General features: G+C 41.0%; 17 protein-coding genes. 4 read left to right on the top strand and 13 right to left on the bottom strand.

Annotated elements, in window-relative coordinates; all coding sequences use genetic code 11:
• Positions 1-97: 97 nt before the first annotated feature.
• The 12 genes from hemB to rraA all read right to left on the bottom strand — a co-directional run bounded on the left by hemB (position 98) and on the right by rraA (position 11,314).
• The gene (gene hemB, locus Q4600_RS14075; RefSeq protein WP_102526383.1) at positions 98-1,108 is read right to left on the bottom strand and encodes a porphobilinogen synthase; all 1,011 of its coding nucleotides are present in this window, start codon (positions 1,106-1,108) and stop codon (positions 98-100) included.
• Between the two features lie 26 nt (positions 1,109-1,134).
• Entirely contained in the window at positions 1,135-3,069 is a 1,935-nt protein-coding gene (locus tag Q4600_RS14070; protein ID WP_303517057.1) for a diguanylate cyclase, read from the bottom strand.
• A complete protein-coding gene (locus Q4600_RS14065; RefSeq protein WP_303517056.1) occupies positions 3,069-3,866 on the bottom strand; it encodes a TatD family hydrolase in 798 nt (265 codons plus the stop codon). Before Q4600_RS14065 ends, Q4600_RS14070 begins: the two co-directional genes overlap by 1 nt.
• A gap of 2 nt (positions 3,867-3,868) precedes the next feature.
• The gene (locus Q4600_RS14060) at positions 3,869-4,468 is read right to left on the bottom strand and encodes a hypothetical protein (protein WP_303517055.1); all 600 of its coding nucleotides are present in this window, start codon (positions 4,466-4,468) and stop codon (positions 3,869-3,871) included.
• Between the two features lie 58 nt (positions 4,469-4,526).
• Complete coding sequence (gene tatC, locus Q4600_RS14055; RefSeq protein ID WP_102526386.1) at positions 4,527-5,285, bottom strand: twin-arginine translocase subunit TatC; 759 nt, start codon at positions 5,283-5,285, stop codon at positions 4,527-4,529.
• 10 nt (positions 5,286-5,295) lie between these two features.
• Positions 5,296-5,694: a Sec-independent protein translocase protein TatB gene (gene tatB, locus Q4600_RS14050; protein ID WP_102526387.1), complete on the bottom strand. Its 399-nt coding sequence runs from the start codon at positions 5,692-5,694 to the stop codon at positions 5,296-5,298.
• Between the two features lie 6 nt (positions 5,695-5,700).
• Positions 5,701-5,940 carry a Sec-independent protein translocase subunit TatA gene (gene tatA, locus Q4600_RS14045; RefSeq protein WP_102526388.1) on the bottom strand — a complete coding sequence of 80 codons (240 nt, stop codon included), beginning with the start codon at positions 5,938-5,940 and terminating at the stop codon, positions 5,701-5,703.
• A gap of 99 nt (positions 5,941-6,039) precedes the next feature.
• Positions 6,040-7,689, bottom strand: a complete 1,650-nt coding sequence (gene ubiB, locus Q4600_RS14040; protein ID WP_303517054.1) for a ubiquinone biosynthesis regulatory protein kinase UbiB — start codon at positions 7,687-7,689, stop codon at positions 6,040-6,042.
• Positions 7,686-8,306: an SCP2 domain-containing protein gene (locus Q4600_RS14035; RefSeq protein WP_303517053.1), complete on the bottom strand. Its 621-nt coding sequence runs from the start codon at positions 8,304-8,306 to the stop codon at positions 7,686-7,688. Before Q4600_RS14035 ends, ubiB begins: the two co-directional genes overlap by 4 nt.
• A complete protein-coding gene (gene ubiE / locus Q4600_RS14030; RefSeq protein ID WP_102526391.1) occupies positions 8,306-9,061 on the bottom strand; it encodes a bifunctional demethylmenaquinone methyltransferase/2-methoxy-6-polyprenyl-1,4-benzoquinol methylase UbiE in 756 nt (251 codons plus the stop codon). Before ubiE ends, Q4600_RS14035 begins: the two co-directional genes overlap by 1 nt.
• A gap of 600 nt (positions 9,062-9,661) precedes the next feature.
• Positions 9,662-10,699 (bottom strand): formimidoylglutamase, encoded by a 1,038-nt coding sequence (locus Q4600_RS14025; RefSeq protein WP_303517052.1) that lies wholly within the window; start codon positions 10,697-10,699, stop codon positions 9,662-9,664.
• Positions 10,700-10,828: 129 nt separating this feature from the next.
• On the bottom strand, positions 10,829-11,314 hold the full coding sequence (gene rraA / locus Q4600_RS14020) for a ribonuclease E activity regulator RraA (protein ID WP_102526393.1): 486 nt from the start codon (positions 11,312-11,314) through the stop codon (positions 10,829-10,831).
• Positions 11,315-11,696: 382 nt separating this feature from the next.
• On the opposite strand from rraA, the gene Q4600_RS14015 reads away from it, so the two are divergent.
• The 3 genes from Q4600_RS14015 (at position 11,697) to Q4600_RS14005 (ending at position 13,898) form a co-directional block, all read left to right on the top strand.
• On the top strand, positions 11,697-11,954 hold the full coding sequence (locus Q4600_RS14015) for a YgjV family protein (RefSeq protein WP_102526446.1): 258 nt from the start codon (positions 11,697-11,699) through the stop codon (positions 11,952-11,954).
• 282 nt (positions 11,955-12,236) lie between these two features.
• Complete coding sequence (locus tag Q4600_RS14010) at positions 12,237-12,749, top strand: phosphatase PAP2 family protein (RefSeq protein WP_324295182.1); 513 nt, start codon at positions 12,237-12,239, stop codon at positions 12,747-12,749.
• Between the two features lie 105 nt (positions 12,750-12,854).
• Positions 12,855-13,898 (top strand): MJ1255/VC2487 family glycosyltransferase, encoded by a 1,044-nt coding sequence (locus Q4600_RS14005; protein ID WP_102526394.1) that lies wholly within the window; start codon positions 12,855-12,857, stop codon positions 13,896-13,898.
• A 108-nt stretch (positions 13,899-14,006) separates the two neighbouring features.
• Here the strand turns inward: Q4600_RS14005 and rsd are convergent, their stop codons facing one another.
• Entirely contained in the window at positions 14,007-14,483 is a 477-nt protein-coding gene (gene rsd, locus Q4600_RS14000) for a sigma D regulator (protein ID WP_303517051.1), read from the bottom strand.
• 469 nt (positions 14,484-14,952) lie between these two features.
• Between rsd and hemE the strand changes: the two genes are divergently transcribed.
• Positions 14,953-16,017: a uroporphyrinogen decarboxylase gene (gene hemE, locus Q4600_RS13995; protein ID WP_102526396.1), complete on the top strand. Its 1,065-nt coding sequence runs from the start codon at positions 14,953-14,955 to the stop codon at positions 16,015-16,017.
• Positions 16,018-16,332: the final 315 nt, after the last annotated feature.

The raw sequence follows: 16,332 nt of genomic DNA, 5'->3' as shown, positions 1-16,332 counted from the left end.
ATGATTTAATTGTCTAGATTCAAAATGATATAAAAAAAGAGGCCAATTGGCCTCTTTTTGTAAACAATCTAAAAAATAAAGCGGTTAACGTTAGTTATTACTTATCTTCTTTGAGCCATTGTGCTGCTGATTTGGCGAAGTAAGTTAAAATACCATCCGCCCCAGCACGCTTAAAGCAAAGTAACGACTCCATCACAATGGCTTTTTCAGCTAACCAGCCATTTTGAATCGCTGCCATATGCATGGCGTATTCACCACTCACTTGATAAGCGAATGTCGGTACGGCAAGTTCAGTTTTAACTCGGCGGACAATATCTAAATACGGCATGCCAGGCTTAACCATAACCATGTCAGCACCTTCTTGAATATCTAAGGCGACTTCATGAAGTGCTTCGTCACTATTACCTGGATCCATTTGGTAGCTGTGTTTATTGCCACCTTTAAGGTTGCCAGCAGAGCCAACCGCATCACGGAAAGGGCCATAGTAGCTAGAAGAGTACTTAGCAGAATACGCCATGATTTGAGTATTCACATGACCTGCAGCTTCCAGCGCTTCACGAATAGCGCCAATGCGGCCATCCATCATATCTGAAGGGGCTACGATATCTGCGCCAGCTTCAGCATGAGATAATGCTTGTTTGACTAGAATTTCAGTCGTGATGTCATTAAGAATGTAACCAGTATCATCAATGATGCCATCTTGGCCATGTGTCGTGAACGGGTCTAGTGCAACATCTGTCATCACACCGAGTTCAGGGAAGGCTTGTTTTAGCTCACGCACTGCGCGTTGAACTAGGCCATCTGAGTTATAGGCTTCTTCTGCCATTAACGATTTTTTCTCAGCAGGAGTCACTGGGAATAATGCAATTAGCGGAATACCTAGTTCGACCAACTCTGCAGCTTCTTTAAGTAATAAATCAATTGAGTAACGTTCGACACCAGGCATTGATGCGACTTGTTCAGTGCGATTGTTTCCCTCAAGAATAAACATTGGGTAGATAAGATCATTCACCGATAATTTATTTTCTGACATTAAACGACGGCTGAAATCATGTTTACGCATACGGCGCATTCTGCGCTGTGGAAACGCACTAGTAATAATATTCACATTTGACTCCTGATATTAATCTCATCTTATTCTGGCGAAAATTGGCAAACTTGATTTCGCCCACCGCGCTTAGCTTGATAAAGCGCTTTATCTGCTTGTTCAAGTAACAAAGTCGGATGTTCTTCAGTTTCAACAACTGCAGCACTGACTCCGATACTCACAAAAAGGGGAATAGGGCTTCCTTCCCAATTAATTGATAACTTGGATATTGCTAGGCGAACGTGTTCTGCTAGCGTCATCGCTCCTTCACTATCAGTATTCGGTAATATAATAGCAAACTCTTCACCGCCAAAACGTGATACCAGATCGGTTGGACGCTTTAAATAATCTGAAATTGTTGTCGCAATCACTTTTATCGAGTGGTCACCCGCAAGGTGTCCGTGTTCGTCATTAATGGCTTTAAATTTATCGATATCAAGCATTAATAGCGCCAACGAGGTTTGTTGACGTCGGCTAATACGACCCTCAGCGGTTAAACGACGATCAAATTCGCTGCGATTTTTCACCCCAGTAAGGCTATCGATAGTGTTTTGCTGAGTCAGCTTTTGGTTCGCTTCATTGAGTTCACGTAAGGTCACTTCAAGTTCTAAGGTTCTTTCGGCAACCATTTGTTCAAGACGCTCATTTGCCTCGGCTTCTGCCCTTAATGCTTCATCTCGGTTTTGTTGTAAACGCACGGCTTGCTCAAGTGCTTTTTGCTGCATTTGTAATTTGGCTTTACGCTCATCGTTATAACGCATAGCCAGTACAGCTGCCATTATCACAACTTCAAATGTTAGTCCTATCATTACAGGTGTTTGCGGGAATACTGCCCAGTTGAGATAACCTAAATACATCAGCCCACTGAACAAGGAACCGACAAATAGACCAATACGACCTATTGCATATAATCGGGCATTTTTGGTTCTTTTGAAGACTTGGATAAGCGAAAAAACAATCAGTATAAAGCTGATGAAGATGACTGAAAAACTCAGTAGATAAAGGGAAAATTTAAAGTCGATAAAAGAGACAATTAAGCTTAATAAAATACAATATACCGCTAAGTAACGGCCAAGTAATAACATTCGCTTGCTGTGATATTTAAGTTGCATGACCTTTTCAGTAAACATCAATGCAAAAGCCAGTGCCAGCGGGATTAAGACGGGAACAGCTAACTGTTGTAAAGAGGGCCAGTTAGGCCATAAATACTGAAATGCAATACCATGAATACTAGCCACAATAACGGTTAAACAAATCACGTAGCCACTGTAGTAACTGTAACTGAACGACCCAGAGGCTAAGGCAATAAATAGGCTAAAAACCCCAATAGCAATCAAAATCCCAATTTGAAAACCATTCGCTAAACTTTGGGTTTCAATGGCATGGCTAAAATCGTTTTTACTCCATAACACTAAAGGAAAATTGAGGCTGCCACGATTATCAATTTTGAAATAAAACGTATGCAGTTCTCCTGGTTTTATATCAAAAGGATATAAAAATAAATTACTCTGCAATGGACGCTGATCGAAGGGGAGGGTGTCTCCCATATGTTCAATATTGAGTAATTCATTATTGACTAAATGGAATAGCTTAATGCTATCCATTAATGGGTTATCTAGAGCAATAATGCGTGATAGCTGATCATTTGGATTATAAAGACTGAAGCTTAACCAGGTATTTTTAGCGCCAATTTTGCGTAAGTCATTACTGGTTAATTTACGCCATTGACTCTGATTATTGTTCTGGAGTTTGAGGCTGGCAATTTCAGTGACATCATTCGAATTATGGATGTACAGCCACGGCTTTAAGTCGATTTTAGTGATTGAAGAAGCGGTTAAGCGTAGTGGGATATTATGATGTTCTGTGTTGTCAGTATAACTGGTCGCATCATAAGCGTTGACACCTGTGCTTAAGACGATGAAAAAACTTGATAATAACAATGCCATTGAGCGACGTAACCAATCCATATTATGCTTTAGCATTACCGCTCGCCTAAATTAAACAAACGAATACTATTAGCATAACAATGGGCAGCAAACTCTTCATAAGGTTGGTTGCGAAGTGTCGCGATAGACTCAACAATATAAGGCAAGTATTGTGGCAGATTTTTGCTCGACTTAGGTTTTGGGCGCATGCTTCTTGGCAGCAAATAAGGGCTATCAGTTTCAACCACGAACCGATTGTTCGGGATAAGATGTACGATACTCGCAAGTTCTGCACCGCGTCTTTCATCGCAAACCCAGCCAGTGATGCCAATATATAAATCAAGGGTGATACATTCTTTAAGTTCGGTCTCTGTGCCTGTAAAACAGTGTAATACAGCGCTTGGGAGTTTATGGCGATAACGCTTTAAAATCGCGATAAAATCATCATGAGCATCACGACAATGCATCAAAACAGGCATATTCAATGTAGCTGCTAACGCAAGTTGTGCTTCAAAAGCCTGACGTTGATCTTTTCGAGGAGAAAAATCACGGTTGTAATCTAAACCACATTCGCCAATGGCGACGACATGTTTGCTATTGGCTATTTGAGTCAGTTTATCTAGGCTATTTTCATCCCAGCTACTGGCTTGATGAGGATGAACACCTGCGGTGCTATAAAGTTTAAGGGGATATTGCTGACAGAGCTTGGCGGACTCATCACTCTCGGCAATATCACTGCCGATAACGATTAACGGTGAAACATGATGTTCCACCGCTTTGTGTATGATGTTGTCTATATCTGCTGCTAACCGACTACTCAGTAGATTAACAGCAATATCGATATGCTGAGGCATGATTAGTTAACGCGCTTAACTCGCATAGTCGAGTTACGGTCATCACTGCCAAGCAAGAATGAGCTTAACGCACCTTTTTCGATATAGATGGTTTGACCCGCTTTTAATTTGTAGCGTGAAGTCCCTACTTGTTTCCAAGTTTGGTCGTTAGATAATTTAACGATTAATGCGCCATAAGGATCTTTACTAACTGAACTGACTTCAGCATATAAACGAACATCATCCTCTTCTTCTGACACTTGCTTTAAGCCAAAAGTCTGTTCATCTTTTTCTGCTGTATTTTTCTTTAGACCAAACTCTTGTTCAGCAGTACTGGCAGCTTGAGTTGAAAAAACACTTGCAACGGCAGGTGCAACAGTCGTAGGGGTATTTGCTGCAACTGCTGTGGTTGCAACGGCTGTAGCTTCTGTTGAAGTTGTAGGCACTGCAGCAGGAAGCTGAGTTGCAACTGCGGTATTAACTGAAGCCGCCAATGCGTCAAAGCACATTAGGCGGTCTAATTTATCAGTATGACTGGCACAATTAGCCAGTTGTTGCTCGATGCTAGCATGAGCTTGAGAAGAGATAGCCAAAGCAAAAGTGGCAACCAAGGTTAAACGCATAACAGAATCCTTCTTTATTATTGTTTTACTAGTCCATGAGTAACAAATGCAATTAACTTTAGCTGTCGGTGCGTTCGCTCTCAGACTCTTCGTTATCTGTATCTTCTTTCGGCGTATATAGCTTGGCTGCTAATAGTCCGCCTTCAAATAATATTAACATAGGAATTGCTAACATTGTTTGAGAAATAATATCTGGTGGCGTTAGCATCATGCCAACGACAAAAGCACCTACGACAATATATGGTCGTTTTTGCTTAAGCTCTTCAGGTGTGGTGACACCTGCCCAGCACATTAATACCACAGCAACAGGGATTTCAAAGGCCAAACCAAAGGCAAAAAACAACTTTAGAATAAAGCTTAAATAGCTGCTGATGTCGGTTGCCACAGTAACACCTTCAGGCGCAACACTGGTGAAAAAGCCAAATACAACCGGGAATACAATGTAATAAGCAAACGCGATCCCTAAATAAAACAGCAAGGTACTGCTGAATAACAGAGGGGTCACTAGACGTTTTTCATGCTTATATAAACCTGGTGCAACAAACGACCAAGCTTGGTAAAGCACATAAGGAATCGCCACAAAAAATGATAAAACTAAGGTTAACTTAAATGGGGCGAAAAATGGCGCAGCTACATCAGTAGCAATCATACTGCTTGTTTCAGGCAGTGACTGCATTAATGGAATCGCCATGTAATGGTATATATCATTTGCCCAGTAAACTAAACAGATAAACACCAGCAAAACACTGCCGATAGCTCTGAGTAATTTATTACGCAATTCAAGCAAATGACTAATGAGAGGTAGCTGTTGTGACATTGATTACCCGCTAGCTTTTGGTATTTGAACTGGTTGAGTCATTTGTTGGCGCACTTGATTCAGTGCTGCTTTCAGCTGATTCCGCTTTAGGTGCATCCTTTTTAACGTCTTCTACTTGGTAGGGACGATTAACGGATTGCGCAGCATCTTTTAGCTGATCAATAGACTCTTGTAATTCAGGAGATAGGTTAGACAAACCTTTGCTTTCAGCTTTCTTTAAGTCAGCATGAAGCTCTTCGATTTTAAGCTCTTGCTCTAATTCGTCTTTAACAGAGTTTGCCATTCGCTTTAATGAGCGAATCCACCCAGAGATTGAACGTACCGCAGTAGGAAGTCTTTCGGGGCCGAGAACCACTAGCCCCAAAATTCCAATCAGCAGTAGCTCCATAAAGCCAATACCGTCGAACATAATGAATTACGCCTGTTCTTTGTCCTTTGACTCGGACTTTTGTTCAGTTGCCTGTTGAGAGGTTTTTGCAGTGCTATCTTTATCTTCTAAAGATTTTTTCTCTTCATCTTCAGGATTCATAGCATTTTTGAAGCCTTTAACTGCTCCACCTAAATCACCACCTAAAGAACGTAACTTTTTAGTTCCGAATAACAAAACAACAATTAACGCAACGATAAGAAGCTGCCAAATACTGATGCCGCCCATGAACATTTCCTCTATAGAATAAAAAAGTGTTTTTAATAATGCCTAAATTTTAGCACTCATTATATTGAGTATTATGAACCTCTAATGAATAAGTGCTAGTTAAAATTTACGATTCTTTGGTCTGGATCGCCATCCTGTGAACCAAAGCACTATACCTGCAGTTAGACAAATATAAGAAGGCCATAGTGTAGCGTCTTGATTTAATAATAGTGTGCCGCAGATCAACAATACAGCAGATGTTATTAATAAGTAGTTACTTTTATGAGCTTTGTGTTGAAACTTCAGATACTTATCTAGCATCTGTTGTTGTGTTCCTAGCAGTTTACGACCCACTTTTAGGTTGTCGTAAATAAGCTCTGGGAATTCTGGCAGTTTTTCAGCCCAATATGGCGACTTCATTTTTACTTTGTCAAATATCGCTTTAGGCCCCACTTGCTCAGACATCCATTGCTCTAAAAAAGGTTTCGCTGTAGACCAAAGATCAAGCTGTGGGTAAAGCTGACGGCCTAAACCTTCGATGTACAGTAAGGTTTTTTCAAGCAAGACTAATTGCGGCTGTACCACAATATCGAACTGACGAGCGGTGCGGAACAACTCTAGTAATACATGACCAAAAGAAATCTCATCTAATGGTTTATTGAACATTGGTTCGCAAACCACTTTAACCGCTTGCTCGAATGCTAACACATCGGTGTTTTCTGATACCCAGCCAGATTCAATATAGAGCTGAGCAATACGCTGATAATCTCGGTTGAAAAACGCAAGGAAGTTCTCAGCTAAATAACGTTTATCGACATCATTCAAGGTGCCCATAATCCCGCAATCCATGCCGATATAAAATGGGTTGTCAGGGTGCTCACGGCTAATAAAAATATTGCCGGGGTGCATGTCTGCATGGAAAAAATTATCACGAAATACTTGGGTGAAAAACAGCTCAACACCGCGCTCAGCAAGTAGTTTTAAATTGGTGCCCTGGGCTCTCAGTGCTTCAACATCGGAAACAGGAATACCATACACACGCTCCATTACCATTAGACGGGAGTAGCAATAATCTTCATACACGTAAGGTACGTACAGTGCGTCAGAATCTAAGAAGTTATTGCGAAGCTTAATCGCATTAAGAGCTTCAAGGTTTAAATTGAGTTCCCCCAGAATCGTGGTGCGATAATCTTCAATCACTTCTGCAGGGCGTAAGCGGTTGCCTTCGCCTAGTAACCTTTCTAAAAAGCTCGCCGCTTGGCACATAAGCTGTAAATCAGCCTGTACTTGCGCTTCAACATTTGGGCGAAGTACTTTTAATACCACTTCAGCGCCATTTTCTTTGAGGTTTGCGGTATGCACTTGCGAGATCGACGCTGAAGCCAATGGCGTTTCATCAAAATTATCAAATAAGCTTTCAATCGGCGCTTTTAGTTCGGCTTCAATGGCTTCGCGGGCCAAAGCTGAATCGAATGGAGGTACTCTGTCTTGAAGCATGGCTAGCTCTTCTGCCCACTCATCATTGAGTAAGTCACGACGTGTAGATAGCATTTGTCCGAGCTTAATATAAACCGGCCCTAACTCTTGCATCGCCAATTTTAGCCGCTGAGCTGATGGCTTATCTTTGTGTTGGTTACGGAGCCAGAAAAAGCTGTGTCGCAGAAGAGAGAAGTACCAGGGTGTTTTATTACTGGGTAAAAGTTCGTCTAAGCCGTAATGTAATACAGTTTTGATGACTTGATAACCGCGCCTGATACTTGCAATTGTCATGGGGTAATTTTTTCTCTTAATTTATCTATTCGGGTAACCAGTGCCGATGTGCTATCAGCGAGTTCTTCAAGACTATCACGAAAATGAATGAATTCTATTTGATGGGGGGCAAGACGATATTCTTCGGTGGTTAATTGGCCAACGTGAGAACGTGACTTTTCAAAAACCTGCTTTGCTGAACTGGCAAGTTGTTTAGCGCCAGAAACCAACATATGCGTCGGAGCATCCCCAATATAACGTGACAAGGGCTCTGCAAAATCTAATTCAATATGACGCAGATAATGGCTAAAACTTTGTAATAAATTAACGTCGCCATCAAGCTTCAGCTTATCTTGTTTAATCAGCTCTGTTAGGCTTTCGCCTTCAGATATTTGGTAAAGTGTGGTGGCATCGGCTGTCACGCTGACATCGATATCCCCATCATAAATACTGAGTACTTGAACTTGTTTAGCAAAGACTAAATATAAAGGCCATTCAAGCTGACTTAATTGAATGCAGAACACTTTGCCGTGTAAATTTTTAAGGCGTGCATATTCACCCTGATCTTGCGCTTGTAACTGCGCAATGGCAGTTTCTAGAGCAGCGCAAGTCAGTAATGAAAAATGATTGGGATGCATCAGAACTTATAACCACGGTGCAATGCAACAACACCATCAGTCATGTTGGTGTAATCAACTTGCTCAAGACCTGCATCAATCATCATTTGCTTTAATGTTTCTTGATCTGGGTGCATACGAATTGATTCAGCTAAGTACTCATAGCTGTCAGCATCTTGAGTGATTAGTGCGCCCATTTTAGGCAATACTTTAAAGCTATACATATCGTAAACTTTGCGCATTACTTCATGTTGTGGCTTTGAGAACTCAAGCACCAATAACTTTCCGCCTGGTTTTAGCACGCGGCGCATTGAACGTAATGCTGCATCTTTATCTGTTACGTTACGTAGGCCAAATGCGATAGTGATAATGTCGAAATAATTATCAGGGAACGGTAAGGCTTCAGCATTGGCTTGAACATAATCTACGTTACCCACAATGCCTTTGTCGCGTAATTTAGTCCGACCAACTTTTAACATTGAGTCGTTAATGTCCGCTAAAATAACTTGGCCACGGTCGCCGACTAAATGTGAGAATTTAGCGGTTAAGTCACCAGTACCACCGGCCAGATCCAACACTTTCATACCAGGACGTGCGCCCGCAGTTGCAATAGTGTGGCGTTTCCAGAAACGATGAACACCAAATGACATGACATCATTCATAATGTCGTATTTAGCTGCAACCGAGTGAAATACGTCAGCGACTAAGTCAGCTTTCTTTTCTGAATCAACGGTCTTATAACCAAAATGAGTGTTCTTTGGGTCGCCCTCAGACATCTGTGTATTCCTATAATATGCGGTAATTAACAGCGAGTGTATGCCATTGCTTGCTTTGCAGAAACTTTAATCAGCGAGAGTGTGATCCAGTTTACTAGAAACAGCGTGGAATTCAGCGATACAGAATCGATATATGCTTTTGTGTAAATAGCGCTGTAAAAACAGTTCTACAAAATTGCCCTGCATTAGACCATAAATCTGTTCGATATTGAATAGCCTGTAAATGGTGAAATAACACATGAGCAGTAATTGATACGTTTAATCTAATAACAGGGTTCAACTATAGCCAAGCCTGTTGAGATGACTGTTAGCTATTGAGTTTAAGGCGTGTTGATCTTTCAAGGTTATTTTTGCAGCGAATTATTGTTGATTTAGACAAGGTTGATGCTCTGTTATGCAGTTATTTTATATAAAAAGCCGATAACGTTGTAAAAAGTGGACAACAAACGTTGCCTGAAAGATTCGGCTAAAAACGGATTCTGCATTATTGAGCGAATTTTTTGCGAATAAAGAGTGCTTAGATTACAGGCGGCAATTCTCTTGCCGCCGCTTAATCCGTTTTTATCTTGAGCAACGTTCAACTAGCTAAGACCAACACGCCTAATATTGGACAGGTTTCTTCGCTTGAATATAGGCATATATTAATTCGCTAACACTTTGACCAACATCTCTATTGCCTGCGATTTCACCAGCCTCATGACATTGGGGCGCGGCTTCTGCAATGTGCAGATATGCCGTTTGACAGTGTTTGGCTATATAGTGGATGTAATGACATGCATCTAACAATGGCACGCCAGCAAACGTTGATGCACTGCTGGGCATTTTTGCAATAGCATCGACATCCAGTTCGAGCGCAACAGGAAGCTGGGTTTGATTTAAATTGTTGGCAATTGCCTTTAGAGCCTCTTCCAAACTCACTTCTCGCCTGACCCATATTTGCTGAAAGCTATGCCACTCGCCGCCAAATAAACTTAGCTGCTCTAGAGTGGTTTCGCTGTTTTTAAGCTCATGTAGTCCTAGAACGTGGTAATAAGCTAAGGCGCCATTGGCTGCGGCGTAACTAAAGCCATTGCCACTATGTCGTCCTTCTCGAGGTCTGAAATCACTATGGGGGTCTAGGTTTACGGCTGCGGCGGCTTGATTGAAATGAGACTTCAGCGCCATTAATAATCCATAAGCATTATTGTGGCCGCCACCAATCACAATAGGCTCAAGCTCTGCTGCGAGAATGTGACTGATTACTTCAATGACTTGATGGTCAAGTTCAGCTGTAGCCTGTCTTAGTTGTTCTGTACTGGCGTGAGTATCGAGTTGCTTAGGTTCAATATTACCTAGAATAAGACATTCACTGCCGTTGAGGTAGCGGTTTGATTGTAAATTCAGTAGCTGGCTCATCGCGGCATTAAATGCGGTGGTTGAACCGCCACGGCCTAAGTTGGCTCTGGGGCCTGCATCTTCACTGATACCCAAGATCACAAACTGTACGCCTTGATTTTTTGCTTGTACAAGGGCATGTTTTAGCTCGCTAGGTTGAGTGTTCACCTGACTGAGCAATTGCACCTGCTGGCCTAACTTGGTTTCGCCATCGCGCGTTGATAGATATGTATCTAACCAGGCTTGAGTCATCATTTGCAGCATAGGGCCTACTTATCTCGTTATTATTGTTATGTGAGCAGTGATATCTAATTTATTCATTAGCGTTTATTTTACAGGCAATAAAAAAGCCAGCATAGCTGGCTTTAGTTTATTTATGCAATATTGAATCGATTATTCAATATCTAAAGCTTCAGGCGATAAAATCACCCCAGTGTTATCAGCATAAATATGATCGAAAGGTAGGAAAGTCACACCGCCAAAATTGACTGGAATTTCGACCTCACCAACACCATTACTGTCGGCGCCAATTGGAATTGAAGCAAGTGCTTGAATACCAATGTCCATTTCTTCTAATGTGTCTACGTCTCTTACTGAGCCATAAACAATAATGCCTTCCCACTTATTAGCAACTGCAATTTCTGCGATAGAAGCATCGACCAATGCGCGGCGCATAGAGCCACCACCATCAACTAATAATACTTTGCCTTCGCCATCAGCCTGAAGAGCATCAGCAATCAGGCCGTTATCTTCAAAGCACTTAATGGTGCTAATAGAACCACCAAAAGAGCTAGTACCGCCATAGTTACTGAACATAGGTTCGACGACATCAACAACATCTAAATACATATCACACAGTTCTGAGGTGTTGTATTCCATAGTGACACTCCTTGGGGTTAGCGATTTGAATAAATTCGCCAGTAGTTAAGCAATCTTAAATGAATTATATGAGCTTTTTTTGAAATTAACAGCGATATTCATCACCAGAATGCGATAAAGCAACAAGTTGATTTATAACCTGATGTTATAAGCAGCCATAATGATCCAGTTTAGCTTAGTCTGTAAGAAAGTAACTTACATAATGGCCTTGGGGTGAAACAAATATTGATCTTAGTCATCATATTACGGATTTTTATTACAACCTTGTATGAATTTTTGTTAATATCAGCACTTAATTAAATGCAGTTTGTTTTATTTGCTTTAGGGGCACGGACCCCCCGTAACGCTTATGGATGGCAGAGAGCCTTACTTAGAGGTTCTTATGGAAGGGTTAGACGTTGTTGAAATCATTGGTTATGGCGCATCTGTTATGGTGGCGATTTCGTTAATGATGAAAGACATTATTTGGCTTCGCTGGTTAAATTTTGTTGGTTGTACATTATTCGTTATTTACGGTGTACAAATTGAAGCATGGCCAGTGGCTGGTATGAACGCGTTCGTGGCTGGGATCAATATTTTTCATTTGATCAAAATCTATCGCACCAGTAAATCCGACAATCTTGCAGAAGCATCAGCTTAAATTTTTTGTCGAATGAGGTGTCTTCTCAAGGCACCTTACTTTTATTGCCTTAAGTAACTTAATCACTTAACTTAATCACCTTAACTTAATCACCTTAACTTAAGTCTCGTTGGCTAAATCCTCCCTAAGTACGCTCAATTAATTCTTTTTGGAGACAGTCTAATTAACACTTTGTCATAAAACTTTCGATAGATTGTCATGTCTCCGTCATTCGAAATATTTACAGTCCTTACAATGGTTGAATAACAATTAATCAATAAGGGCACAATTATGGCAAAGGACGTGACGTTAAGCATCGCCAACTTAGACAAGCAGTTGTTTTGTCATATTTTGACTTTTTGTCGTGATCATAAAATCACTGATTTTGCTAAAAAAGTGTCAGCAACAGGTGATGGTCATTGCTACGTGTACATGGCGGTAGGCTTATTGTTTCTTCACCCACAAGGCAGTCATTTTTTTAATTTGATGCTTGTAAGTTACGTGATTGAACTGCCACTTTATTTGTTATTAAAAAATTCTATTCGTCGCACTCGTCCTTGCGCTGCATTTGCAGGTTTCGAGTCTGATTTTCAACCTTCAGATAAATTCAGTTTACCGTCAGGACATACTGCAGCAGCTTTTATTATGGCGTCGGTTGTCATGACAACGTTTCCTATATTGGCACCAATCGCGTTTGCTTGGGCTGGTTTTATTGGTTTATCTCGAATCGCATTAGGTGTGCATTACCCGTTAGATATTTTGGCTGGTATGGGACTGGGTATAGGCGCAGTCACCTTGGCTGAACAATTTATTTAATCCGTTAGCGTATTTATATTGCTTTAAATAACAAGATGTCTAATTAACAACTCACCGTCACCCTAAGTGTGATGCAATATTGCTTGAGTTAGCACAAGGAACTTTATGAAAATATTATATGGTGTTCAAGGGACTGGAAATGGCCATATTAGTCGTGCGCGTGTCATGGCGAAATCATTGAGTAAAACAGATGTCGAAGTCGACTTTTTATTTAGCGGTCGTAATAAAGATCAATATTTTGATATGGAGTGCTTTGGTGACTATCAAGTAAGAGAGGGGATGTCGTTTATTACTGAGTCAGGTCGAGTTAATTTGACCAAAACGGTGAAACGTAATTTATCGTCATCTATTTTATCTGAAGTTCAGCAAATGGATTTGTCTGATTACGATTTAGTCTTGAATGATTTTGAGCCTGTTACGGCATGGGCGGCTAAAAAACAGGGGGTTACCTCCATCAGTATTAGTCATCAAGCTGCGCTGCAGTATCCTGTGCCAAAGCAGGGAATGAGCTGGTTTGATCGGGTACTATTAAATAACTTTGCGCCAACAGATATTAAGCTTGGTTGTCATTGGCACCATTTTGGGTTTCCAATATTACCGCCATTTGTTGAAGTAGAACCTAACTCTGGCGATCATAGTCATCAAATATTGGTGTATCTTCCGTTTGAAAATGCCGACACTATTGCCAAATTCTTAAGCCCATTCTCAGAGTATCAATTTTTTGTTTATCACGCAGATAAACCGTTACAGGGATTACCCGAACACATAAATTGGTTTGGTTTTAATCGTGAAGGGTTTAAGCAGCATATGTCTCAGTGTGGTGGGGTGATTGGTAATGCAGGCTTTGAATTGGCGAGTGAAGCGATGACCCTTGGCAAGAAGCTGCTGGTTAAGCCATTGCAGGGTCAGTTTGAGCAGTCTTCTAATGTGGCAGCATTAGAGTTATTAGCTGCAGCGCAAAGCATGGATAAATTAGATGCAGGTATTTTAAATCGCTGGCTTAAGTCAGCTTCACCTAAGCCGATTAAATATCCACAAGTGGGTGATGCACTGGTTAAGTGGCTTAAGCAAGGTGATTGGCATCAGCATCAAGTGTTGTGTAATGATCTTTGGTCACAGGTAGAGTTACCAGATAATTGGCGTAAATAAGCTAGGTAAGTGGATCGTTATACGTGCTAGAGAAGCTCTCTTGTGATGAAAATCAAAGAGAGCTTTTTAATGTGTGAATAAGGCTGATATGGATAAGTGTTAAGCGAGTTAACTTGCTTTTGAATGGTGCTCGTGAAGTTGCTCAAGTAGTTCATCTTCGAAGGCAAAGCGGGTTTCCATTGCTTGAGCTAATTTAGAGAGGTCTGCATCTAGGTCCATTAATACATCATCATTATCGGCTTCAGTGTATTTATCATTAAAGTCGAGGGCTGCATCAGTGGTTTCACTGATTTGTGGTAATAATGTTTGCGCTCTTTCTTTACTGCTTTCGCCAAATTTCTCGCATTCAGTTACCACCTGATCATAGACTTCGAAGTGGCCTTCTGAGACATAATCCACCAATTGTGCACAGAATTGCTTAACAGCATCAGCTTTAGGCAGGCTTTTAGCGGGCATGGTATATGGCGCAAGGCCGGCAATTTTGAAATATTGGATCAGCAACGCTCTGCGATGATGTAGCCATTGATCGACAAGCTTGTTAGAGCCGCCCCATTTTTGTTCGGCTTTTTCTAGTTTTGTCAGCATAACGAATTCCAGTGTTGCAACTAATCCATATCACTTAATGTATGAGAGAAAGTGACTATTGATCAACTGTTTTCTGTAAAAGATCTAATGGATCGACCAGATAAGGTCTTATTTGATAGTGATTTGTATCACGGGGAAATAGCATAAAAAGAAAAATGCCCAGTGATAGCAAGCTACCACTGGGCAAATAGATTTTTTTAAGGGCTCGATTTATCGTGCTTCTTGATTGTTCTTGCTAGCGCAGACTTTTTATACCAAAGGCGAACAAGAGGTGCAACTTTTTTATCTAATTAGGCTACCTGATACCTAAATATGGGTATTATTGTGAGCATGCTAACGATTACATTAGCAATTTCGATACTAGTTAGGGTGTTAGTTCACATTAATTTAGCATCGCTGGTTACATTAATCGCATAAGTGCTAAACTACGCGCCAGCGGATATCACTATATGTTTAGGAATTAAGCCCAATGGCAGAATTAAAGAATGATCGTTATTTACGCGCCTTATTAAAACAGCCTGTTGACAAAACACCTGTGTGGATGATGCGTCAAGCTGGACGTTATCTACCTGAATATAAAGCGACTCGCGCAGAAGCGGGTGACTTTATGTCTCTTTGTAAGAACCAAGATTTAGCATGTGAAGTGACGTTACAACCACTTCGTCGTTACGACTTAGATGCTGCAATTCTATTCTCAGATATTCTTACCGTTCCAGATGCAATGGGCTTAGGTCTTTACTTTGAAACAGGCGAAGGCCCACGTTTCGAACGTCCTACTGACACCATCGATTCAATCAAAAAGCTTTGCATTCCAGATCCAGAAGATGAATTAGGTTACGTAATGCGTGCTGTTAGCACCATCCGTCGTGAACTAAAAGGTGAAGTACCTTTAATCGGTTTCTCTGGTTCACCTTGGACACTAGCGACTTACATGGTCGAAGGTGGTTCAAGCAAGACTTTCGAAAAGATCAAGAAAATGGCTTACGAAGAGCCAGCAACATTACACATGCTTTTAGACAAGTTAGCTGACTCAGTTATCTTATACCTAAACGCACAAGTAGCTAATGGCGCGCAATCGTTAATGATCTTTGATTCATGGGGCGGTGCGTTATCTCACCACGCTTACCGTGAATTCTCACTACGTTACATGCAAAAAATCGTTGATGGTTTAACTCGCCATGCAGACGGTCGCCAAGTACCAGTTACCTTATTCACTAAAGGTGGCGGACTGTGGTTAGAATCTATGGCTGAAACAGGTTGTGATGCACTAGGTTTAGACTGGACTGTTGACATCGGTGATGCACGTCGTCGTGTTGGACATAAAGTTGCGCTTCAAGGCAACATGGACCCATCTGTACTTTACGCATCTCCTGAGCGTATTCATCAAGAAGTTGACCAAATCTTGTCATCTTACGGTGAAGGTACTGGCCATGTATTTAACTTGGGTCATGGTATTCATCAACATGTTAATCCAGAGCATGCTGGCGCATTCATTAACTCAGTTAATCAATTATCGCCTAAGTACCATAAATAAAAATACCATAAATAAAGCGCCGCAAATAATTGATGGTGCATAATTTGGGTATTAAATAAAAGACGAGCATGACTCGTCTTTTTTTATGGCAAGAATAAATAGAAAATTAACAAAGGACTGTTAGGGCTTGTTGAACTTTGCTGGTTGAGTTTTGTTCGAGATAAAAACGGATTAAGCGCGGCGAGTGAATTGCCGCCTAGTAACCTAAGCACTCTTTATTCGCAAAAAATTCGCTCAACAATGCAGAATCCGTTTTTAGCCGAACCCTTCGGGCAGCGTTTGTTGTTCATTTTTACTGCGTTATCGGCTTTTTAT

This window comes from Shewanella sp. 2_MG-2023 (assembly GCF_030548905.1).
Classification (GTDB): Bacteria; Pseudomonadota; Gammaproteobacteria; order Enterobacterales; family Shewanellaceae; genus Shewanella; species Shewanella electrodiphila.
The sequence above is the reverse complement of the archived record's forward strand: the minus strand, read 5'-3'. Positions and strand labels throughout refer to the sequence as shown.